This window comes from Lentibacillus jeotgali, from assembly GCF_000224785.1.
Classification (GTDB): domain Bacteria; phylum Bacillota; class Bacilli; order Bacillales; family Amphibacillaceae; genus Lentibacillus; species Lentibacillus jeotgali.
In genome coordinates, this window is record NZ_AGAV01000003.1 from 250,302 (window position 1) to 271,380 (window position 21,079).

Genomic DNA, 21,079 nt, shown 5'->3' on the forward strand with positions numbered 1-21,079 from the left:
CAGAAAGGAGAATTTGATGCATGAACTAATCGAAAAAGCCTTGCATCAGGCCGGTGATCATTCCAATATAAAGATGGCTAAGCGTGCGGCAGGCGGCTCGATCAATGAAAGCTATGTTGTAGGTACTTATAACCGAACATATTTCATCAAATATCATCCGGATGCACCGGAGCGCTTCTTTGAACTTGAAGCAAAAGGGCTGGCGCTGATCAGGGAAACAAATTCGATTGCCGTACCGGAAGTGTTTACTTATTCAGATGAAAGCAGCCGTGCCTTCCTTGTGATGGAATGGATTGAAGGAGCGCCTGCAGCGGATACCGATTGGAAATTGGGTGATCGAATTGCGAAGATGCATCAGACACATGGAGAGAAGCATGGTTTTGATCATGATACATTTATTGGATCGCTCCCGCAGACAAATGGGCTGTTTTCGAGCTGGCTGGACTATTATCGGGATCGTAGGCTGTCTGTGCAGATGCAGCTGGGAATCGACAGGGGACGGATGATCGGCAAGCGGCGTAAGCGTATGGAGACGTTACTCGAAAACCTAGGTAACTGGATTCCTGATGATGCGGCGCCTTCCTATCTGCACGGTGATCTTTGGGGCGGCAATTGGCTGACCGGTCCGGGCGGTGAACCATATGTTATTGATCCGTCGTTCCTTTATGGTGATCGTCACTTTGAAATAGCATTCACTGAGGTGTTTGGCGGTTATTCCAGTGACTTTTACCGGGCTTACCAGGAACGATTTCCTTTGTCACCGGATTATGGAGATATAAAGCCGCTGTATCAGCTGTATTATTTACTCGCTCATTTGAATATGTTCGGCGAATCATATGGACGTTCAGTTGATACGGTTTTGAAACGGTATGCAGGCTGAGCATCTCGACACAATTTCGTCAAAAAGTATGCTGGAAATGTGCTGAAACTTACAATTTTCCACTATGGTAAATCGTGTATGATGGAGGTACATGATACGAATTGGTGGGATAATCAATGACGTTTTATGAATTTCTCGTTTTTATACATGTATTTTCAGCAATCCTTGGTCTGGGACCGGGGTTTATCATGATTTTTATTGTAACGAAGGCTGATACGATGACTGAGTTGAGGCATGCATACGTTATCAGGAACCGGCTGCATATTTTTGTGATGGTCGGGGGAACATTGCTTTTGATAACTGGTCTCTGGATGGGTGTGCTGAACACCTCTTTATTCAGTGAGGGATGGTATGTATTGAGTCTGGTATTATTCCTGATTGCACTTGCTTTTGGTCCAATTATTCTGTCACCAAGGTCAAAACCGATTAAAGCATTGCTGAAGGAACACCAGGGGAATGATATACCAAAAGAATACGATGTGTTATCCAAAAAACTCTTTTTCTATGAACGGATTGAAAATGTCATCTTTTTGATCGTGATTGCATTGATGATTCTGAAGCCTTTTTAGATGTTTGGGAGTAAAAAGCTGATGCCGTAAGCCAGGCATCAGCGGTATAATTTGTATACATATTGAAAGTTAAGCAGTTTAAGACGCTTCGCCTAAATACTCTTCTAATGTTATTCCCTTCTCCATGATTTCAGTTGCAGCTTTTTCACCGATATATCTCAAATGCCACGGCTCATATTGATATTGGGTGGTATCTTCTTTACCTTTTGGATAGCGGATGATAAATCCATATTCAGCGGCATGTTCCTTAAGCCATTTGCCTTCATCGGTTTCGCCGAACTCAACGGTTAATTTAAAATTAACATCCGGACTGGTGACATCCATCGTCAAGCCGGTCTGATGCTCACTTTCACCGGGCCTTGCACTGAAGTTATTGGCGGCCTCTTCACCATGTTGCTGGACATTGGCGGCAAAAATTGCGTCCTGTCTGTCATAGGAGCGGTAACCGGACTGGGCATACAGTTCAAGTCCTGCCTCATCCGCCGCTGCAAACATGTCTTCCATGGCTGTTGCGGCAACCTGGCGCATTTGCTTCTTCGGTAAAAAGTCCTCGAATGGAAATTGGACATCCGGCACAACGAGATTGATAGGCTCAAACCCCTCCGGCAGCGCATTATCTTTATTGACAAGCGCCAAGATTTCGTGCGGGTTATTAATAGCGGCAGCATCACTGCTGTTTTTTCCAATCCCTTCACCAGACTTAAGCGAAGCACCGTTTTCCAATGAGTTCTTAAGCGAATCTTTTGTTGTATCATCATAAATACCAGTGACGGACAAGTTCTCCTGCTGGATTTGATAATCTGTTATAGCCCATGTTGTCATCTCATCATATGTTCCGGTTAGGTCTATATTATAGCCGACTTGATTTAGCACTTCTTGCAGCATTTTCACAGAATCATTGTTTTCGTGTTTTTGCAGGTGTTCCTGCGGTAATTGAATCTGCTTATTAGCCGGCTCTGTCTTTTCCTGGTTGTCTGTTTCATCCTTTGGTACAGGCTCAGCGGTTTGCTTGTCCGCTGTAGTCCCGCTGTTGCATCCCGTAATCAGAAGCATTACGGCAAATAGCGCTAAAGTAGCTGTAAGACTTTTCTTTAACATCAAATTCTCCCCTGTCATTCGTTTTGCTCTTCATTATGCTATCATATCACCCTTACTTGTGACGATCCATGACAAATCGGGGATACTGGAGAAGCTGTGGTAATTAATCAAACGTTTGATTAATTGTGATGAAGGGTGGGAGCAATGGCAAGGAAGCTGGGACAAAAGAGTTTCTATAAAAGAAAAATCCGAACTACGAAAAATTATGGTTAGTGATATAACCTGCTTCGGAAATATACTTCGCGCACCTTAGGGCGGCTGGTGAGCCTCCTCATGCTACACATTGCGGGGTCTCACCTATGCCTTTCCTCCCGCAGGAGTCTACGTATATTTCCTCCGCTAAAGTAATGAATTATCGTTTTTATAGTTGTTTGTTTTCGTTATGTTCTACCCTTCTTCATTATTGTTCTTTTGTTCAACCAACTTGCAAATCTCAATAATGACGTCTGTTGCTTTTTCCATGTTATCGACGGAAATGTATTCAAATTTTCCGTGATAGTTCTCGCCGCCTGTGAAGATGTTCGGCGTCGGCAGTCCCATGTATGAAAGCTGTGAGCCGTCTGTACCGCCGCGGACTGGTTTTACAAGCGGCGTGATATCAATGTTTTCCATTGCTTCATAAGCGATATCCACTATGTGTTTAACAGGCTCAATCTTCTCACGCATGTTGTAATATTGGTCCTTCATCTCAATGTCTGCAGAACCTTCGCCGTATTTGGCATTAATTTCATCGGTGTATTGGCGCATCGTTTCTTTCCGTGCTTCAAAGTTATCTCTGTCAAAGTCCCGGATGATATAGGATATCACCGTTTGTTCCACATCGCCGTTCACATCGAGCAAATGATAGAATCCTTCATATTTTTCCGTATGTTCAGGCGCCTCCTGCTCCGGTACTTTACTGATAAATTCAGCAGCCATTTTCCCTGCGTTGGCCATTTTATTTTTGGCTGTGCCGGGATGCACATTTTTGCCATGAAATGTGATTTTGGCAGCAGCCGCATTAAAGCTTTCATACTGCAATTCACCCAGCGGTCCGCCATCCATGGTATAAGCGTATTTAGCAGCAAACCGACCGACATCAAATTTATGCGGGCCGCGGCCGATTTCTTCATCAGGGGTAAAAGCAACGCGGATTTTGCCATGTTTGATTTCGGGATGGTTAATTAAGTAAGCCATTGCAGACATGATTTCCGTGATGCCGGCTTTGTCGTCGGCGCCAAGCAAGGTGGTACCGTCAGTTGTGATGAGTGTATGACCTTTATAATCCGGCAGTTCAGGAAAGTCATTGGCGGATAGGACAACACTTTTTTCTTCATGCAATGTGAGATCCTTGCCATCGAAATTATCAACGATTTGCGGTTTTACGTTTTTCCCGGTGAAATCAGTCGCTGTATCAACATGGGCAAGAAAGCCAATTGTCGGGAGGTCTTTTTCGGTATTGGCAGGTAGTGTGGCCATGACATAGCCATTATCATCAATTGAGACATCAGCCATGCCGATTTCCCGTAACTCTTCAATAAGCAAATTGGCCAATTCCAGCTGTCCCGATGTTGACGGTGTTGCTTCATTGGCTTCATCTGATTGGGTATTGATTTTAACGTAGCGTGTGAAACGTTCGATTAACTCTTTTTTCATAATATATCCATCTCCTTGTCCATTTATTTTACCACTTCTATCATCTGAAAATGAAGAATAATTCGTGCTGTTCATTGGCTTTTCCATCGGTTAAAATAATAGTGAACACAATGAACGCAAATAGATGAGGGCAACACTTAAAACTGGGAGGTTGTAGAATGTCTGTTGTTGTAAGTGATAAATGGCTTGAACAGCGACTTGAAAACGATCCGGAAAATATAGTTGTAGTGGATACGCGCTTTGAATTAACAGACGCGGATGCGGGCAGAAAAGCCTATTTGCAAGGCCATATACCGCAAGCGGTTTACCTCGATTTAAATAAGGATTTATCTGATAAGGCAGCTAAGCATGGAGGCAGTCATCCATTGCCCGATATGGAAATGTTTACTGCCAAAATAGGTAACATCGGAATTGATCATGAGACAACGGTCGTTATTTATGATCAGCAAAATGATATGTTCGCTGCACGTCTCTGGTGGCTTCTGCAATATATGGGTCATGAAGATGTCCATCTGCTCGACGGCGGTTTTGAACAATGGGTGAAAGCCGGGCATGAGGTAACAACAGAAGTGCCGGCGCTTAAAGCGAAGGAATTCAAACCGGTGTTTCGTGAAAATGATGTCGCACATATCGAAGAAGTAACGGAAAAACTGGGGCATCAGTCGGCAACGTTGATTGACTCACGCTCAAGGGATCGCTATCTTGGCAAAACCGAACCACTTTATATAAAGGCTGGTCACATTCCCGGTGCAAAGAATTTCTTTTGGAAGAATGTTTTTGATAAAAACGGCAAGTGGAAAAGCGCCGCGGAACTCGAGAAAAATTTTGATTCATTATCCAAAGATGACGTGATCATCGTGTCATGTGGTTCAGGTGTTTCAGCATGTCCGAATGTCCTGGCCCTAAAATCAGCAGGGTTCGAAAATGTGAAGCTGTACCCTGGAAGCTTCAGTGATTGGATTTCCTATGATGAAAATGAAGTGGAAACAAAGGAAGAATGATGATGGATAGAACACGCTGTGAATGGGTGACAGATGACCCTATCTATATTGTTTATCATGATGACGAGTGGGGAAGACCGACCCACGACGATCAGTCTTTATTTGAAATGCTCTCTCTTGAGGGAGCACAGGCTGGACTGAGCTGGATAACGATCTTGAAACGAAGGGAAAACTACCGGGAGGCTTTTGATCACTTTGATCCGGAGAAAGTGGCCTGTTATGACAGTGACAAGGTTCATGAACTGATCCAGAATGAAGGCATCATCCGGAACAGACGTAAAATTGAATCAGTGATCACCAATGCCATGGCCTTTTTAAAAATTCAGAGGGAATTCGGAAGCTTTGACCGTTATATTTGGCAGTTTGTTGGCGGGGAGCCAATCGTAAATGATTGGGATGAGCATGCAGAAGTCCCTGCAACAACAAAAGAATCAGAGCAAATGAGTAAGGATCTGAAAAAACGTGGGTTCAAATTCGTCGGACCGACCATCTGCTATGCATTTATGCAGGCAACCGGAATGGTTAACGACCATACCAAGAAATGTTTCTTGGGAAAGAATGTGTGACATCTTTTTCCATTCTTTCGGACAAAGGCAAATGCTCCAGTGAGGTACGGGGCATTTGCCTTTGTCGTTATAAGGGTTGTATAAATTAATAAACCGAATACATTATATTTTTGCTGAAACTCAAAATGATATAAACTATTATCTGTTACATTTAATTGTATAGGCATCGAAGAAGGAGGAGAAACAATACAAATGAAAATGAAAAAAATCCTGAAGATTGGAAGCGCTTTTATCGGAATCATTGTCGGGGCAGGCCTCGCGTCCGGACAAGAGATCTTACAGTACTTTACCAGTTTCGGTTTATGGGGCATTGTTGGGGCTGTTGTAACAACTGCTTTATTCGCATATGTCGGAATGATGCTCGTTTGGTTGGGCAGCCGCGCAAAGCAGCCGTCACATAAAGAGGTTATTTATGGTGTCAGCGGCCGTTTCCTGGGCTTGATTATTGATTACATACTTATTTTTACGTTATTCGGTGTTGGTGTTGTTATGATTGCCGGAGCCGGTTCCAATTTAAATCAACAGTTCGGGATTCCGATTATTGCCGGGACAACGCTGATATCTATTCTAGTTATTGTAACCGGCATGCTGCGAGTTGATCGTGTTGTGAACATCATCAGCGGAATCACGCCATTCCTTATTATTTTTGTTGTGATCGTTTCCATTTATAGTTTCCTGACAATGGATGACTCATATCTAAACCTGGATAGTATTGCAAGGGGACATCCGACAAGCCTGCCAAATTGGTTTATTTCAGCTATCAATTATGTTTCGTTTAATACAGCTGTAGGTGCATCTATGGCAATTGTTACAGGAGCTGCCGAAACAGACCGAAAGACAGCGGCCTGGGGCGGTCTTGCCGGCGGTATTGGCCTGGGCCTCATCATTCTTTTAAGTCATCTAGCCATCTTCGCTAAAATTGAAGAGGTTGGCAGCCTGGAATTACCGACACTTGGAATTGTAAATGACATTTCGCCATTTTTAGGTGTACTGATGTCTCTGGTCTTATTCGCCATGATTTTTAATACAGCCATCAGCATGTTCTACTCTTTCGGCGCGCGTTTTACAGAACCGGGGACGAAAACATTCAAACTCTTTTTCACCATTACGGTGGTTGTCGGCTATGCAACGAGTTTTGTAGGGTTCACCGATCTCGTTTCATCCTTGTATCCATTTATTGGTTATCTTGGACTCGTATTAATTATCGTGTTATTCATTGCACCGTTTAGAGTGAAAAAATGGGCCGAAGATGTTTGATGGGACAGGGTGTGGGCTCCCTTGTCCCGCTTTGAAAAAGCCTATTTTTAGCGTTTCGTGACTACTTTTTTATGGGAATAGGTGTTATAATTGTATATACAATCATAATTATATTGACAAATGGGGTTTAAATTTTCCCTTTCTGTCAATGTTATAGAAAGGAGATTGTGATGGAAATGAGCGTGGAAATGATGGAAGAAAAACGTTATAGAAGACGTGTTAGTCAAGTAGGGAACAGTCTATCTGTGAACATTCCGAAAGACCTAGCAAATAAACTAAAAATGAATAAAGGCGATGAAATAGAGATCATATATGATGAAAAAAAAGAGGGGTTAACCATAACAAAAGCAAATCGTCTTCCTGAAGGTATTCGTCCGGAAGTATTAGGAGCAATGAACAGGGCGATCACAAAGTATGATAAAGCACTCCGTAATTTAAAAGATAGATAAAAGGTGGTATTCATGGGGGAATGACTTATTTAACAGGAGAGGAAATATTCATCATTCACTATACAGTCATGGAAATGTATCATGATTTGGACCAAGCTGGAATTAAGTATCCAGATAAGTTTGAAGCAATGCTGGAAAGACCAAAAACAGTATTATTTGGTGAAGAGCAGTACCCTTCTATAGAAGAAAAAGCCTGTTGTTATTATCATTCAATTGCCAGAGGGGGGCATATTTTCCATAACGGAAATAAACGAACAGCTCTCACCGTTTTCGAAACCTTCTTGAACTTAAATAGCTATGAGCTTACCATGACAAATGAGGAAGCAGAGGATTTCACTGTTTATCTCGCGGAAGATGAAAAGTTTAAGGAAAATGATTGTATTCAGTATCTTGTGAATGAATTAAATAGTAACATACACCCATTGTAGTACCAAAAGGCTTTTGAGTCTTTCTTTTATCGGGGGAATAACACACAAATTAAACTATCATCACTTATATAAGCTAATGGGGCTTCCTGGTGGTGAATTGATGAGGTATGAAGGGAATTATTCATTTGCAAGGGACAAACGGCTAATGTATCAATAATTTTTCACCTTTATGGGGATATGATAAACTAAGAATCCATCATGGCAAGAAAGGATGCTGTTATATGAATTATGTAACACTGAATAATGGACTGGAAATGCCACAGCTCGGCTTTGGTGTCTGGCAGGTGCCGGATGAGGAAGCGACACCGGCTGTTTCGAAGGCGCTTGAAGCTGGCTATCGTTCGATAGATACGGCAACACTATATGGAAATGAAAATGGTGTCGGGAAAGCTATTGCAGACAGCGGGGTCTCCCGTGAGGAGCTATTCATCACAACAAAAGTCTGGAATCGTGACCAGGGCTACGAAAACACACTTAAGGCATTTGATGAAAGTATGGAAAAGCTGGGCCTTGATTATGTTGATTTGTATTTGATCCATTGGCCAATGCCTGAAGTGGATAATTATGTGAAAACGTATAAAGCGATGGAAAAATTGTATCATGACGGACGTGTGAAGGCGATTGGCGTCTGCAACTTCAATGTCGATCATTTGCAGCGTCTGCTGGATGAGTGTGATGTCGTGCCTGCAGTGAATCAGGTTGAGTGCCACCCGTATCTCCAGCAAAAAGAAGTTAAGGAATTCTGCCAAGAACATAATATTTATGTGGAAGCCTGGAGTCCATTGATGAATGGAAAAGACATATTGCAAAATGATGTTATTCAGAGAATTGCCGAAAAACACGACAAAACACCGGCACAAGTCATTCTTCGCTGGCACTTGCAGTCTGACGTTATTGTAATTCCGAAGTCAGTCACACCGTCGCGGATTGAAGAGAACTTTAATGCGTTTGATTTTGAACTGAGCGAAGAGGACATGCGAAAAATTGGTGAATTGGATCAGGGTAAACGCAACGGGCCAGACCCAGATGAAATGAATAAGTATTAAAAGGAGAACTCGGATGCTGACAAATCTGCGTCCGAGTCTTATCGATGGATAATCAAAATCTGTCGGTCTATAGATTAACTTTAAGCATCCGCAAGAGCATAATATCAGCCAAACATCCGCTTCACCGCTTCGTCAAACTCCCTGAAATAGTCTGGCACCTCATATTCAGCCAGCCCGGTATTCATATTCCTAGCAATCGACTCGTTATACCATTTTTGCTGTTCATAGCCTGCATTGAAGTTTTCCCACAGTGCATCACCCTGGAGCTCATACTCTTGTTCCATCGATAACAGGTTATCCAATTTATCAGCGAGGATCAGATATTTCACGTTTTTTGAGGCGAATTTCACGGTGTCAATCGTGTGCTGTTTGCGTTCTGTCCATGTTTTGGATTTATCTTCTGTGTGGGCAGATACCAACTTCGCCACCTCGATACCAAATATCTCCTCAATATCCTCTATTTCATAAGGCGTGTCTTCCACAACGTCGTGCAAATAGCCGGCGCATATCAGTTCATCACTGAATCCGGCCTTCTCCAGCCGCTCGGCAACACGTATGGGGTGGATAATATAAGGGTCGTCAGGACTTTTGCGTATCTGGCCTTCATGTGCTTTTTCGGCAAAACGTTTTGCTTCCTTTATCATTGATCGTCCTCCCGAGGGGTTAGATATTGGAAATTAGTATATCAGTTAATCTGTAATTGTTCCAGCAACAGTTGTTGCCATTTTGTTTTCCAATCGATTATTGGTATGATAAAGATGATGACACTTAAGTTAGGATGAATCGTGATGGAAGAAGGAATTAATAAACGGAAAACGGAGCATATCCGGCTTTGTTTAACTGATAATGTAGAAGGTGTAAACAAATCAACAGGGCTTGAAGGGATATCGTTTATCCATAATGCATTACCGGAAATAAACTTTGCTGATATTGAGACAGGCACTCGTTTTCTGGACAAGCCGTTAAACGCCCCGTTTCTTGTCAGTTCGATGACCGGGGGTTCGGAACTTGCGGCGAAAATCAATCAGAATCTTGCCAAAGCGGCGGAAGAGAAAGGCTGGGCCGTTGCTCTCGGTTCAACAAGGGCTCTTCTGGAAAGTGACGCGCATCAGGAATCATTTTTAATTCGAAAATATGCACCGAGTGTGCCTTTAATTGCTAACATTGGCGCAGTGCAGCTGAATTATGGCTATGGTGCAGAGGAATGTCAGCAGATTGTTGATCTGACGGGGGCTGACTCGATTGTGCTGCATTTCAACCCCCTTCAGGAGGCTGTCCAGGACGGCGGGGATTTGAACTTTGGAAATCTACTGTCGAAGATTGAAAAAGTCTGCTCAAATGTCAGCGTTCCGGTCGGTGCAAAAGAGGTCGGCTTTGGTATTGACGGTACCATTGCGAAAAAATTGTACGATGCAGGCGTTTCCTATATTGATGTCGCTGGTGCTGGCGGAACATCCTGGAGTCAGGTAGAAAAACTCCGTTCGAATGATCCGCTGAAAAAAGCCGCAGCAGAGGCGTTTAATAATTGGGGCATTCCGACAAAAGAATGCATTGTCTCAGTAAGAAGTGAGCTGGAGGATGTACCGATAGTATCCAGTGGCGGCATGAAAACCGGTATGGATGCCGCAAAAGCACTGACAATCGGTGCAGACGTGATCGGCTTTGCGAGGAAGCTGCTGGAGGCGGCAACGGAATCGGATAAAGCCGTCATTGAGACAATGGATCAAATTGAACTGGAACTTAAAATGACGATGTTCGGGGTTGGCGCCAGAACACTTGATGAATTGAAAAATACAAAACGTGTTTCCATCATGGGCAAATCATTGCTTGAGGATTGATGGCAGAAGCTGGTTACCTGAAGGGGTAAGCAGCTTTGTTCATGTTTGGCAACATATGATACGGGTAACATACAAAAAAGGAGGTATGCGAGATGACCTGGACAATGAACGATTACCCATCCTCAATGAAAAATTTGAATTATACAACCAGGAAAAAAGCGATTGATATTGCTAATTCAATGGTTGATGAAGGTTATGATGAAGGCCGGGCGATTCCCATTGCAATGGAACAGGCAAGAGAATGGGCACAAAACGCGAGCAAGGATGAACTTTATCAGTATAAAGACAGCGGCAGCCCGACCCAACGTTCTGAAGAAGGGAAAAAATACGATGATAATCCCGAACGTCTAGAAGAAGGTGAGCATGTCATATTGCACGAGAATGGCTGGGCCGTCCGGTCAAGCGAAGCAGAACGCCCAAGTCATGTTTATGAAAATAAAGACGATGCGGTCAAACGTGCCCGCGAGATAGCCCGAAATAAAGGAACATACCTAACTGTTCACAAGCAGGATGGGGCGATTCAGGACCGGCAATCGTATTAAAAACTGGATTATGGGAATGACAACACCGGATCCTAGTCCGAAATTTTTGCATTGGTGCTTTACAAAAGTGATGATTATAATTCAAAAACCTCCAGATACTAACTCAAAAAGGAGGTTTTTTTTATGGACGAAGAAATTCATGAACCCCGAGACAACAAATTCATCCCGATGACATCCATTACAAGCCGATCAGGAGAGGAAGTTATCAATGATGTGTATTATTACACCGATCAGATTGCGAATATTGCTTTTCTCGGTTACCCGGACAGAGAAGAATGGATACTTGTAGACGCCGGGCTGCCGGGATCGGCAGATGAAATCAAATCGGTTGTGACAGAGCGCTTTGGCGAGAACAGCAAACCGTCCGCGATTATTCTGACCCATGGGCATTTTGATCATGTCGGAGGCTTAGTCGAATTGGTAAAGGAATGGGATGTTCCGGTTTATGCCCATAAGCTGGAGATGCCATATCTAACCGGAGAGAAAAGCTACCCTGAGCCGGACCCGGGTGTTGAAGGCGGTATGCTGGCTAAAATATCCGGCATGTATCCGAATGAACCGATTAATTTAGGTGATGCGGTTAAGCCGCTTCCGGATGATAATACAATACCCGGGCTTGAGAACTGGGAATGGGTTCATACCCCAGGTCATACCCCAGGTCATGTGTCCTTTTACCGGGAAAGTGATGCGCTGCTTCTTTCCGGTGATGCGTTTATAACGGTAAGGCAGGATTCGTTTTACAATGTTCTGATGCAAACCAATGAAGTGAATGGACCACCGCGTTATTTAACGACGGACTGGGAGGCAGCGAAGAAATCAGTGGAAAAACTGGCAGCCCTTAATCCCGACATGGTCATTCCCGGTCACGGAACAGTAATGCAGGGCGAGGACTTAACGGAAGGATTGCACGAGCTTGTTCAAACGTTTGATCAAACAGCCAAACCGGATTATGGCCGCTATATTGAAGACGACGGGCAAACACATTAGACCGTCCCGGAGGTCAGTTATAAAACAGTTTACTATTAAATCAGCGCCTCTAATAAGACGTTCAAGCGCAACATTTACTGTAGAGCTTTGTGCTGTGCTACAATAAAGTGAAACTTCATTCAGTGGGGTGACCTTTCTCCACTGAATGTTAGTTGAACCGAATCGGGCATTTACTGGCAATTGGACCCGCGCTTATTCTCTTTGATTTGACCTCATCGTCTTGAAGTGGGGATCTTACTGCCAGTTACATGCGGGCTATAACCCAGAAACGAGGTGTTTGGATGAAAATAGAAGTATGGTCAGATTTCGTGTGTCCGTTTTGTTATATAGGTAAACGCAGATTGGAATCTGCCCTGGAGCAATTTGAGCATCTTGAAGATGTAGAAGTAGGCTATAAAAGCTATGAATTGGACCCGGAGGCTGAAGTGAACCCCGGTCAGAACATACATGAATATCTGTCCGCTAAAAAGGGGATGTCTTTTGAACAGGCAAAGAACATGAATGAAAGCCTGGGAGAGCAGGCCGCTGAAGTCGGATTGAGATATAATTTTGATACAATGCAGCATACGAACACATTTGACGCGCACCGAGTGGCAAAATACGCTGACGAAAAAGGCAAAGGGAAAGAAATGACTGAGCGGCTTTTGAAAGCGTATTTCACGGATTCGGAACTAATTAGCGATCACGCAACACTGATCAAACTTGCCGGTGAAGTTGGTCTGAATGAGGACGACGTGACAGCAATACTGAAAGTGGATGATTATGCCATCCATGTCCGCGCTGATGAAGAACAGGCAAGGCAGTTGGGTGTTCAGGGTGTGCCGTTTTTTGTTTTTAACGACAAATATGCTGTATCCGGCGCTCAGCCACAGGAAGTCTTCAGCGAGGTACTTGAAAAAGTATGGGCAGAGGAAAAAGAAGAGCCTGTACTGGAATCGTTGAATCCAAAAAAGTCCAAAACCACATATTGTACGGATGAGGGTTGTGAAACAGTAGAGGACGATGAATAGTACGAACCATACCGAAACCTTTGAAAAGACTTTTTTCAAAGGTTTTTTTAAAAAACATTCTTATTCCCCCTTTCTAAATGTTTGCCTTCAAATTCTTGGCACACTACTTCACAGTTAACGCACTATTTGTCAGCTAATGCTTACCGGATGCGCGGCGCATTCGGATTTTCACCCTGAAGATGTATGTGCTGCCACTCGTTAGAAAACTTGGCTTATCGCCAAGCCTTAATGGCGAAAGCCTAAGTTGCACTTATGCAGGGGCTGCCTTTTTTATTATAGGGATTATAATTCAATCAGATTTATCTTATTCCAATTCAGCTAATATTTCTTCCATTTTTGCAAGCTCAGATTGTAAACCGGCGCCACCTAAGTACCATAGTTGACCGTCTAAGTAAACAATTTGATCATTTTGATAAGCAGTAGTTTGTTTAATAATGTCATTTTCCATGTCAGATTCAATATTTGAATCACCACTAATGGCTGCAGTACGGTCGATTACAAATAGTACTTTTGGATTGAATTCCAAAACTGCTTCATATCCAAAGTTAGAACCATGGCTTGAAGATTCGATATCTTTTGTCACTGGCTGGAATCCGTATACGTCATAAATGTACCCAAAACGAGATGGGGTTGAATATCCAGATAATTGACCTTTATTGTACAACGTTACTAAGCTTGAGTCATAATTTCCAGCAAGGTTATTGATTTCTTCGACTTTAGAATTTAAATTAGCCATATATTCTTTAGCTTCCTCTTGTTTACCAAACATTTTCGCTGCTATATCTACAGAAGACTTAAATGATTCCCAATATTGTTCTTGATCAGTACCCACGAATACTACATTAGGAGTAATTTCTTTTAATTGATCATAGAATGCAGCTTGACGACCAGAGATAAAGATTACATCTGGCTCTAATGCTGCAATATCTTCAAGTAATGGTTCTTTTAATGTACCGATATTTGTATACTTATCTGAATTGTAATCTTCAAGGTGATCTGGTAAGGTAGATCCCTTAGGAACCCCAACAATCCCTTCAACACCAAGTGCATCCAGTGTATCTAAGAAACCATAATCAAATACAACAATATTTTCTGGCTCGGACTCAAAAGTTACATCTTCAAAATTGTAAGTTTGACTTCCATCCCTGCTTTCCCTTGAAGAAAGAGTTGAAGAAACTGTCATTGGATATGTAGAACCAGCTTCTTCTGTTGCCTCTTCAGTTGTTCCTTCACCAGAAGAATCTGTATTTCCTTCTTCACTAGTGGATTCATTAGAACCACAAGCTGCAAGAAGGAGAAAGAGCATTAGCATTGCAAAAGCAAGGCCAAGTAATTTCCTATTGTTCATAATATTTTATTCCTCCTAGTATTATTTTAGTCATTTAATTAATAATGATAATCGTTATCAATTAAGGTTGTGATCATTATAGAATTATTAATCGTTTTCGTCAACATCTTATACGGATTTTTAAAAAATTGTACAAAATTCTTAATTATTTTTACTGTTGTATAACACTAATAAAAGCTGTTTTTCATACTGTGCTGTTATTATACAAGCCCGTACCTAACGAAGGAGTCTACGTTTATACGGGCTGTTAGGCTTAAAAATGAAAATGTGTTTAATGTTACTATCATCTATTAATATGTGCAAATTTTCGACTAATTTGCGTAAGAATTAAAATATACACAAATACGACAACCGTCGTTCTGTTCCTGAACTGGTATATCCATTTCATAAATTTCACGAAGGGTTTTGGAATTAATAATTTCTTGTGTCGGACCATTTTTCACTAATTTTCCGTCTTTTAACGCGGCAATACGATCTGAATATACAGATGCAAAATTAATGTCATGTAGCACAATAACAACCGTTTTACCAAGCTCGTTCACAAGCTTACGTAGCGTTTTCATAATTTGCACAGAATGTTTCATGTCCAAGTTGTTTAAAGGCTCATCAAGTAATATATATTCTGTATCCTGAGCAATTACCATCGCGATAAATGCACGCTGTTTCTGTCCACCAGATAACTCATCAATCAACTGATCCTCCATATCGTGTAAGTTCATATAATCAATAGCCTGATCTACAAACTCTTCATCTTCTGCTGTCAAGCGACCTTTAGAATACGGATAACGGCCAAATGAAATTAATTCTCGTACAGTTAAACGTACATTTAAAAAGTTGGACTGTTTTAAAATTGAAACACGTTTTGCAAACTCATTCGACTTCCACTTTTTCACGTTTTCTTGGTCAAGTAATACTTCACCGGTATCAGAATCCAAAAACCGACTCACCATTGACAATAATGTAGATTTTCCAGCTCCATTCGGACCGATAAATGATGTTATCGTCCTAGGCTTAATGTTTACGGAAACTTTATCCACAACGCTCTTTTTACCAAATCGCTTCGTCAATCCTTTGATCTCAATCATTTTACCGCCCTACTTTCCTTTAATAATAAGTAAATGAAGTAAATACCACCAATGAAATTGATAATAACACTCAAAGTCGTACGCAATTCAAATATATGTTCAACAATAAATTGTCCCCCTACTAACGCAATAATACTTATAAGACTTGCACCTAAAATTAGGATTGAGTGCTTATATGTAACCAAATATTGATAGGACAAGTTTGCTACCAATAAACCTAGGAACGTAATCGGACCAACTAACGCTGTTGACGTAGCAATCAACACCGAAGCTAAAATTAAAATATTCATTAACATACGGTCATAATTAATACCAAGATTGATAGCATTTTCACGACCAAGCGACATAACATTTAGCTGATCCATAATACGATGGCCGTAAATAAATGCAGCGAATAATATGGCAATCGCAATATACAAAACTTCAGCTTTAACATCCATAAAACTTGCAAATAAGAATGTTTGTAAGCTCATATATTTTACAGGATCAATTAAAACCTGGAGAAAAGTTACCAAACTCCCGAGAAGCGTTCCTAAAATTATACCAATTAGCAGTAATAAATAGATTGGATATTTATTTGTTCTGAATAGGAACCGATATAAAAGAAGCGCAAATAAAACCATTGCAATAAGTGCTGCACCAAAATTTAAATAGTTATTTACTACCCAAATCGATGTAGATCCTGCCAAGAAGAAAATGAGTGTCTGCACGACTTCATACATCGAGTCAATCCCCATAATGGAAGGGGTTAATATACGGTTTTGTGTAATGGTCTGGAACGCAACTGTTGCATAAGAAATAGCTACTCCTGTAACCATCATGGCCGCTATTCGAATAACGCGTCTTGGAAAGGCGTAATCAAAACCACCCTTTATATCATAAAATGCATATAATAAAGCACAAATAATTGCTAGTACTGCTAAAAAAATCAACCTCTTACTATTTCTTTGCATATGCTCTCCCCCTAAATAACAAAATTAAGAAGATTGCACTGCCAATTACTGCCACTGTAATGTTAACTGGTATCTCATACGGATGTACGATGATACGACCGATTATGTCGCAAATTAATAAAAATGCAATCCCAACTACCATTGTAAGAGGTATTGTTTTACGAATGTTATCCCCCTTAAAAATAGATACGATGTTAGGTACAATAAGACCTAAAAACGGAATAACACCGACAGTTAATACGACAGATGTAGAAATAACTGCGACAAGAATAAGACCTAAATTAAGGACTACCTTATAACTCATCCCTAAGTTCTTCGCAAAATCCTCTCCCATACCAGCAACAGTAAATTTATTTGCGTAAATATAAGCGAGTAACACAGCTGGAATACTTACATACAATAGCTCATAACGACCAGCAATAATTAATGTGAAGCTGCCCATAAACCAAGATTGAAGATTTTGGAGAATATCAGCTTCATAACCGAAAAATACAGTAATCGAGCCTAGAATATTCCCATACATAATCCCAATTAGAGGGACAAATATAGCATCTTTAAATTTAATGCGGTCTAGAATTTGCATAAAAAGGAATGTACCTGCTAAAGAGAACACGAAACTGAAGATAACTTGCTGTGTGTATGTGACATTTGTAATAAACAGCATAGATATCATGATCCCCAGTTTAGCGGCATCTAATGTTCCAGCTGTTGTTGGAGATACAAATTTATTTCGACTCAAACTCTGCATAATTAGTCCAGCTATACTCATTCCTGCGCCTGCCATTATAATTGCCAACAACCGGGGCACTCGACTTATTAAAAAGATTTGCAGCTCATCTGAATCTAAATCTAGCAACTCACTTAAGGTAATATCTATCGAACCTATAAATAGCGATATTACTGATAGAACCATAGTTACAATTATTAATATCCATAGTCTCATTCTTAAACCCTCATAACTTGTTTGATTACTCCTAGTTCGTAACTGTAAATGACTATCATTAATAAGAATGCCAAGTTTCGCTGAACCCATCGTACCAGCAGTGGTGGGTGAAACAAATTTAATCCTGCTTAACTGCTACATCATGAGACCAACGATACTCATGCTCATTACAGCAATTAATATACTATTTAGTTGCGGTATTCTACTTACAAGCAATAGTTGTTTTTGGTCTTCAGCTAAGCTCAATATGTCTAATAGTGAAATATCAAAAACACCTATGAAATCAGGTGTCACTGAACAAGTGCTATAATTAAGTATCGTATATTTATAAAATGCTTTTCTTTATAAAAGTTCCCTACCTGATGTGTCATGCAGGTCTGTGTTATGATTCCCGAATTTAATTTAAATAATAATTGTTATTACTTTGAAGTGACTCTAATTAAGAATGAGATTCATTATCAATTAGTTATAAGTATACCAGAATTATAACCTCAGTCAACCTGTATTTTTCTTCTGTTATAAAATGAAACCCCAATTAGTTGGATCTTATAGCTAGTTAATTGCAAGATTAGAAAAGTTAACACAATCTTTTTGTGAATGTGTTAGCTTTTCAATAATTGGAGCTTTAACGCCGAAATACTTTCCCGCTAAAATTACATATTATACTTTTCAAACCTCTAAGGATATTCCAGCTGAAGATGCCGTTTTTTACGGCAAAATTAAGTGAAAAGCCGGCTCAATTGTAATCTAAATGTTAACGAACCCCATAAATCCCACTGTCACGGGGTTCACATGAAATAATCCGTATAATAAGACTTGCTGTTTCACCATATAATATGTTTGAATGAAATAACCATGAAAGGAAATGAGGGAAACCATTTATGAAGAAGTTTGTAATGGTCATGATGACGTTAAGTTTGGCTGCTGTACTTGCAGCTTGTGGCGGCAGCGATGGCGGCTCTGGAAATAATGAAGGGAATAATAACGGTCAAGGTGAACAAGCCTCTGGACAGCAGGAGATGCCTCAACCTGACCTGGAAGGCGTACCTGATGTTGTTGCAAAAGTAAATGGAGAAGAAATCACAAAGAAGGAGTTTGAAAGTACTTACAAAGGACAATTTCAGCGAATGGCTATGCAATCCCAGATGAGCGGCCAGAAGCTTGATCAGGATAAATTGAAAAAACAGACGGCAGAAGGTATGGTGGGCTCCGAACTTCTCATACAGGAAGTAAACAACCGTGATTATGAAGCTTCTCAAAAAGAAGTTGATGAAACCTTGAATGAATTAGCGAAACAAAATCAGCTTGGATCAAAAGATGAATTTTTATCTGCGTTGAAAGAACAAGGCATGAAAGAAGACGAAATCATGTCACAGGTTGAAACCCAGGTAAAAGTGGATAAGCTGATTTCTGAAGAGTCAGGTAGTACCGAGCCTACGGAAAAAGAGCTGAAGCAGGCTTATGATCAGTTTAAATCTCAAAGAGAGCAAATGAGCCAAAATGGCAACGGTAATGGGAATGGCGGGGGAGACATCCCTTCTTATGAGGAAATGAAATCAGATTTGAAAACCCAGGTTCAAAGACAAAAAGAGATGGAAGCACAACAAAAGATTATTGATCAGCTTCGTGAAAAAGCAGATGTTACGATAAACATATAAGGCTCCTAAAAAAACCAGGTTCCATATTGAACCTGGTTTTTTGCGTCTAATATACATTTTTAGTTCTGAATAGCGGAACCGGCTGATGGCTGTAAAATGTAATCCAATGCTTTCAAAAAGTTTTCCATCTGCTCATTGGATCCAATGGTGATACGAAGATAATTTTCGATTGCCGGTTTTTGAAAATGACGCACCAAAAATCCTGACTCTTTTAAACGCTGATAGAGTGATTCAGCTGAAGCCTTATAATGGGTAACAAAAATAAAATTAGCCTGTGACGGGAGGACATGAAATCCACGCTTTTTCAATTCGGAAATCAGCCATTCTCTTGTGCTGATGATTTTATGTCTGGTTTCCTGGAGGTGCCCTTCATCCCTGATAGCTGCCGCTGCCCCTGCGATGGCAAGACGGTCAATCGTATAGGAATTGAATGAATCCTTAATCCTGTTCAGTGCTTCGATCAGTCCTGGGTCACCAATTGCAAACCCAACCCGCAAGCCGGCCAGCGATCGCGATTTTGACATGGTTCTGACAACAAGCAGATTGGGATATTTCTGAACTAAAGAAACGGCTGAAGCGGGAGCAAAATCAATATAGGCTTCATCGATGATTACGACACGTTCCGGATTGTTGATCACTATTTCCTCAATGGTTTCAGTATCCAAATATAATCCTGTCGGTGCATTGGGATTGGCAATGATGATTCCGCCTTCAGATCCGAAAAAATCTTCGGCTGACAGCGTGAAATCACGATTTAAAGGTATTTCTTCATATGGCACATTAAAAAGCTTGGCGTAAACAGGATAAAAGCTGTAGGTAACGGCCGGGAAGCGGATTTTCGCGTTCTGTTCAAAAAAAGCCATAAAGGAAAATGCGAGCACTTCATCCGACCCGTTTCCGGCAAAAATGTAATCCTTATCAAGTTTGAAATAACGGCCTAATTCAACGCGTAATTCATCAGCATCCGGTGCCGGGTATAAGTGTAATTTTCGCGTGAGTTCGGATTGTATCGCTTCGGCTACATGTGGTGAAGGGCCATACGGATTTTCATTGGTGTTCAGCTTAATAATACTTGGATCGTCCAGCTGTTCTCCCGGGACATATGGTTCTGTCCGTTTGACGGCTTCGCTCCAGAATTTATTCATTGGTACTTCCTTCCTTTACGGCATGACGTTTGGCCAATTCCTGTTTAATATCTGAAATGGAAACCCCCATCAAATCCATCAGGACAAGTGTATGGTAGGTTAAATCCGCGATTTCCCATGTCATTTCACTGTGATCGTTATTTTTGGCGCCGATGATAACCTCGCTTGTTTCTTCACCGACTTTTTTCAGGATTTTATCAATGCCCTCTTCGAATAGGTAGGTGGTATAGGACCCTTCGTTTGCCTCCTTCCGCCGCTGTCTGATGAGAGCTGCTAGTTCGTTTAATCCCATTTGATCAGGGCTTTCAATTTTCTGCAGCGTACTATAAAAGCATGACTTTTCTCCGGTATGACAGACAGGCCCGAGCGGCTCAACCAACACCAGAAGGGTATCAGCATCACAGTCGTAGCGAATAGTTTTGACATGCTGCTTGTTGCCTGAAGTCGCCCCCTTATGCCAGAGTTCCTGGCGTTTCCGGCTGTAGAACCACGTCTCACCGGTTTCCAGTGTTCTGTTCAGTGACTCCTTGTTCATATAAGCAAGTGTCAGCACTTCGGCGGTTTCAGCGTCCTGAATAATTGCCGGAATCAGACCTTGCTGGTCAAATGTCAGTTTGTTCAGCTGTTCGTCGTACATAAAA

Annotated in this window: 22 protein-coding genes; 13 read left to right on the forward strand and 9 right to left on the reverse strand. The window is 41.3% G+C overall.

Annotation, left to right across the window (positions count from 1 at the left end; all coding sequences use genetic code 11):
* Positions 1 to 16 precede the first annotated feature (16 nt).
* Together ON01_RS01770 and ON01_RS01775 are read left to right on the forward strand one after the other, a co-directional pair.
* Positions 17 to 880 (forward strand): fructosamine kinase family protein, encoded by an 864-nt coding sequence (locus ON01_RS01770; RefSeq protein WP_010529291.1) that lies wholly within the window; start codon positions 17 to 19, stop codon positions 878 to 880.
* A 116-nt stretch (positions 881 to 996) separates the two neighbouring features.
* A complete protein-coding gene (locus tag ON01_RS01775; RefSeq protein WP_010529292.1) occupies positions 997 to 1,449 on the forward strand; it encodes a DUF2269 family protein in 453 nt (150 codons plus the stop codon).
* A 78-nt stretch (positions 1,450 to 1,527) separates the two neighbouring features.
* Here the strand turns inward: ON01_RS01775 and ON01_RS01780 are convergent, their stop codons facing one another.
* Both ON01_RS01780 and pepT read right to left on the reverse strand, forming a co-directional pair.
* Positions 1,528 to 2,547 (reverse strand): D-alanyl-D-alanine carboxypeptidase family protein, encoded by a 1,020-nt coding sequence (locus ON01_RS01780; RefSeq protein ID WP_010529293.1) that lies wholly within the window; start codon positions 2,545 to 2,547, stop codon positions 1,528 to 1,530.
* Between the two features lie 387 nt (positions 2,548 to 2,934).
* Positions 2,935 to 4,182 (reverse strand): peptidase T, encoded by a 1,248-nt coding sequence (pepT, locus tag ON01_RS01785; RefSeq protein WP_010529294.1) that lies wholly within the window; start codon positions 4,180 to 4,182, stop codon positions 2,935 to 2,937.
* A gap of 158 nt (positions 4,183 to 4,340) precedes the next feature.
* On the opposite strand from pepT, the gene ON01_RS01790 reads away from it, so the two are divergent.
* From ON01_RS01790 to ON01_RS01815, 6 genes are all read left to right on the forward strand, one after another.
* Positions 4,341 to 5,183 carry a sulfurtransferase gene (locus ON01_RS01790; RefSeq protein WP_010529295.1) on the forward strand — a complete coding sequence of 281 codons (843 nt, stop codon included), beginning with the start codon at positions 4,341 to 4,343 and terminating at the stop codon, positions 5,181 to 5,183.
* Between the two features lie 2 nt (positions 5,184 to 5,185).
* A complete protein-coding gene (locus tag ON01_RS01795; RefSeq protein WP_010529296.1) occupies positions 5,186 to 5,749 on the forward strand; it encodes a DNA-3-methyladenine glycosylase I in 564 nt (187 codons plus the stop codon).
* A gap of 198 nt (positions 5,750 to 5,947) precedes the next feature.
* Entirely contained in the window at positions 5,948 to 7,006 is a 1,059-nt protein-coding gene (locus ON01_RS01800; RefSeq protein WP_029328946.1) for a YkvI family membrane protein, read from the forward strand.
* Between the two features lie 176 nt (positions 7,007 to 7,182).
* Positions 7,183 to 7,455 carry an AbrB/MazE/SpoVT family DNA-binding domain-containing protein gene (locus tag ON01_RS01805; protein WP_010529298.1) on the forward strand — a complete coding sequence of 91 codons (273 nt, stop codon included), beginning with the start codon at positions 7,183 to 7,185 and terminating at the stop codon, positions 7,453 to 7,455.
* A gap of 20 nt (positions 7,456 to 7,475) precedes the next feature.
* A complete protein-coding gene (locus tag ON01_RS01810; protein ID WP_010529299.1) occupies positions 7,476 to 7,883 on the forward strand; it encodes a type II toxin-antitoxin system death-on-curing family toxin in 408 nt (135 codons plus the stop codon).
* Positions 7,884 to 8,104: 221 nt separating this feature from the next.
* Complete coding sequence (locus ON01_RS01815; RefSeq protein ID WP_010529300.1) at positions 8,105 to 8,929, forward strand: aldo/keto reductase; 825 nt, start codon at positions 8,105 to 8,107, stop codon at positions 8,927 to 8,929.
* Between the two features lie 104 nt (positions 8,930 to 9,033).
* Here the strand turns inward: ON01_RS01815 and ON01_RS01820 are convergent, their stop codons facing one another.
* Positions 9,034 to 9,573, reverse strand: a complete 540-nt coding sequence (locus ON01_RS01820) for an HD domain-containing protein (RefSeq protein ID WP_010529301.1) — start codon at positions 9,571 to 9,573, stop codon at positions 9,034 to 9,036.
* A gap of 144 nt (positions 9,574 to 9,717) precedes the next feature.
* Between ON01_RS01820 and fni the strand changes: the two genes are divergently transcribed.
* The 4 genes from fni (at position 9,718) to ON01_RS01840 (ending at position 13,306) form a co-directional block, all read left to right on the forward strand.
* A complete protein-coding gene (gene fni, locus ON01_RS01825) occupies positions 9,718 to 10,767 on the forward strand; it encodes a type 2 isopentenyl-diphosphate Delta-isomerase (RefSeq protein ID WP_010529302.1) in 1,050 nt (349 codons plus the stop codon).
* A 92-nt stretch (positions 10,768 to 10,859) separates the two neighbouring features.
* Positions 10,860 to 11,309: a DUF2188 domain-containing protein gene (locus ON01_RS01830; RefSeq protein ID WP_010529303.1), complete on the forward strand. Its 450-nt coding sequence runs from the start codon at positions 10,860 to 10,862 to the stop codon at positions 11,307 to 11,309.
* Between the two features lie 123 nt (positions 11,310 to 11,432).
* Entirely contained in the window at positions 11,433 to 12,296 is an 864-nt protein-coding gene (locus ON01_RS01835; RefSeq protein WP_010529304.1) for an MBL fold metallo-hydrolase, read from the forward strand.
* Between the two features lie 281 nt (positions 12,297 to 12,577).
* The gene (locus ON01_RS01840; RefSeq protein ID WP_010529305.1) at positions 12,578 to 13,306 is read left to right on the forward strand and encodes a DsbA family oxidoreductase; all 729 of its coding nucleotides are present in this window, start codon (positions 12,578 to 12,580) and stop codon (positions 13,304 to 13,306) included.
* A 304-nt stretch (positions 13,307 to 13,610) separates the two neighbouring features.
* Here the strand turns inward: ON01_RS01840 and ON01_RS01845 are convergent, their stop codons facing one another.
* The 4 genes from ON01_RS01845 to ON01_RS01860 all read right to left on the reverse strand — a co-directional run bounded on the left by ON01_RS01845 (position 13,611) and on the right by ON01_RS01860 (position 17,635).
* Positions 13,611 to 14,654, reverse strand: coding sequence for a siderophore ABC transporter substrate-binding protein (locus tag ON01_RS01845; RefSeq protein ID WP_010529306.1), 1,044 nt, complete (start codon positions 14,652 to 14,654; stop codon positions 13,611 to 13,613).
* 311 nt (positions 14,655 to 14,965) lie between these two features.
* The gene (locus ON01_RS01850; protein ID WP_010529307.1) at positions 14,966 to 15,739 is read right to left on the reverse strand and encodes an iron ABC transporter ATP-binding protein; all 774 of its coding nucleotides are present in this window, start codon (positions 15,737 to 15,739) and stop codon (positions 14,966 to 14,968) included.
* Positions 15,736 to 16,692, reverse strand: coding sequence for an iron chelate uptake ABC transporter family permease subunit (locus ON01_RS01855; protein WP_010529308.1), 957 nt, complete (start codon positions 16,690 to 16,692; stop codon positions 15,736 to 15,738). Before ON01_RS01855 ends, ON01_RS01850 begins: the two co-directional genes overlap by 4 nt.
* Positions 16,679 to 17,635 carry an ABC transporter permease gene (locus ON01_RS01860; RefSeq protein ID WP_010529309.1) on the reverse strand — a complete coding sequence of 319 codons (957 nt, stop codon included), beginning with the start codon at positions 17,633 to 17,635 and terminating at the stop codon, positions 16,679 to 16,681. The genes ON01_RS01855 and ON01_RS01860 overlap by 14 nt, the downstream gene beginning before the upstream one ends.
* Positions 17,636 to 18,516: 881 nt before the next feature.
* Between ON01_RS01860 and ON01_RS01865 the strand changes: the two genes are divergently transcribed.
* Positions 18,517 to 19,293: a SurA N-terminal domain-containing protein gene (locus ON01_RS01865; protein WP_010529310.1), complete on the forward strand. Its 777-nt coding sequence runs from the start codon at positions 18,517 to 18,519 to the stop codon at positions 19,291 to 19,293.
* A 59-nt stretch (positions 19,294 to 19,352) separates the two neighbouring features.
* On the opposite strand, the gene hisC is transcribed toward ON01_RS01865, so the two are convergent.
* Entirely contained in the window at positions 19,353 to 20,438 is a 1,086-nt protein-coding gene (gene hisC, locus ON01_RS01870) for a histidinol-phosphate transaminase (RefSeq protein WP_010529311.1), read from the reverse strand.
* Positions 20,431 to 21,075 carry a bifunctional phosphoribosyl-AMP cyclohydrolase/phosphoribosyl-ATP diphosphatase HisIE gene (gene hisIE, locus ON01_RS01875; protein ID WP_010529312.1) on the reverse strand — a complete coding sequence of 215 codons (645 nt, stop codon included), beginning with the start codon at positions 21,073 to 21,075 and terminating at the stop codon, positions 20,431 to 20,433. The genes hisC and hisIE overlap by 8 nt, the downstream gene beginning before the upstream one ends.
* Positions 21,076 to 21,079 lie beyond the last annotated feature (4 nt).

Bases quoted from the DNA above. Each gene is read 5' to 3' on its own strand.
- ON01_RS01770 (WP_010529291.1), top strand. From the start codon at position 17: ATGCATGAACTAATCGAAAAAGCCTTGCATCAGGCCGGTGATCATTCC.
- ON01_RS01775 (WP_010529292.1), top strand. From the start codon at position 997: ATGACGTTTTATGAATTTCTCGTTTTTATACATGTATTTTCAGCAATC.
- ON01_RS01780 (WP_010529293.1), bottom strand. From the start codon at position 2,547: ATGTTAAAGAAAAGTCTTACAGCTACTTTAGCGCTATTTGCCGTAATG.
- pepT (WP_010529294.1), bottom strand. From the start codon at position 4,182: ATGAAAAAAGAGTTAATCGAACGTTTCACACGCTACGTTAAAATCAAT.
- ON01_RS01790 (WP_010529295.1), top strand. From the start codon at position 4,341: ATGTCTGTTGTTGTAAGTGATAAATGGCTTGAACAGCGACTTGAAAAC.
- ON01_RS01795 (WP_010529296.1), top strand. From the start codon at position 5,186: ATGGATAGAACACGCTGTGAATGGGTGACAGATGACCCTATCTATATT.
- ON01_RS01800 (WP_029328946.1), top strand. From the start codon at position 5,948: ATGAAAAAAATCCTGAAGATTGGAAGCGCTTTTATCGGAATCATTGTC.
- ON01_RS01805 (WP_010529298.1), top strand. From the start codon at position 7,183: ATGAGCGTGGAAATGATGGAAGAAAAACGTTATAGAAGACGTGTTAGT.
- ON01_RS01810 (WP_010529299.1), top strand. From the start codon at position 7,476: ATGACTTATTTAACAGGAGAGGAAATATTCATCATTCACTATACAGTC.
- ON01_RS01815 (WP_010529300.1), top strand. From the start codon at position 8,105: ATGAATTATGTAACACTGAATAATGGACTGGAAATGCCACAGCTCGGC.
- ON01_RS01820 (WP_010529301.1), bottom strand. From the start codon at position 9,573: ATGATAAAGGAAGCAAAACGTTTTGCCGAAAAAGCACATGAAGGCCAG.
- fni (WP_010529302.1), top strand. From the start codon at position 9,718: ATGGAAGAAGGAATTAATAAACGGAAAACGGAGCATATCCGGCTTTGT.
- ON01_RS01830 (WP_010529303.1), top strand. From the start codon at position 10,860: ATGACCTGGACAATGAACGATTACCCATCCTCAATGAAAAATTTGAAT.
- ON01_RS01835 (WP_010529304.1), top strand. From the start codon at position 11,433: ATGGACGAAGAAATTCATGAACCCCGAGACAACAAATTCATCCCGATG.
- ON01_RS01840 (WP_010529305.1), top strand. From the start codon at position 12,578: ATGAAAATAGAAGTATGGTCAGATTTCGTGTGTCCGTTTTGTTATATA.
- ON01_RS01845 (WP_010529306.1), bottom strand. From the start codon at position 14,654: ATGAACAATAGGAAATTACTTGGCCTTGCTTTTGCAATGCTAATGCTC.
- ON01_RS01850 (WP_010529307.1), bottom strand. From the start codon at position 15,739: ATGATTGAGATCAAAGGATTGACGAAGCGATTTGGTAAAAAGAGCGTT.
- ON01_RS01855 (WP_010529308.1), bottom strand. From the start codon at position 16,692: ATGCAAAGAAATAGTAAGAGGTTGATTTTTTTAGCAGTACTAGCAATT.
- ON01_RS01860 (WP_010529309.1), bottom strand. From the start codon at position 17,635: ATGAGACTATGGATATTAATAATTGTAACTATGGTTCTATCAGTAATA.
- ON01_RS01865 (WP_010529310.1), top strand. From the start codon at position 18,517: ATGAAGAAGTTTGTAATGGTCATGATGACGTTAAGTTTGGCTGCTGTA.
- hisC (WP_010529311.1), bottom strand. From the start codon at position 20,438: ATGAATAAATTCTGGAGCGAAGCCGTCAAACGGACAGAACCATATGTC.
- hisIE (WP_010529312.1), bottom strand. From the start codon at position 21,075: ATGTACGACGAACAGCTGAACAAACTGACATTTGACCAGCAAGGTCTG.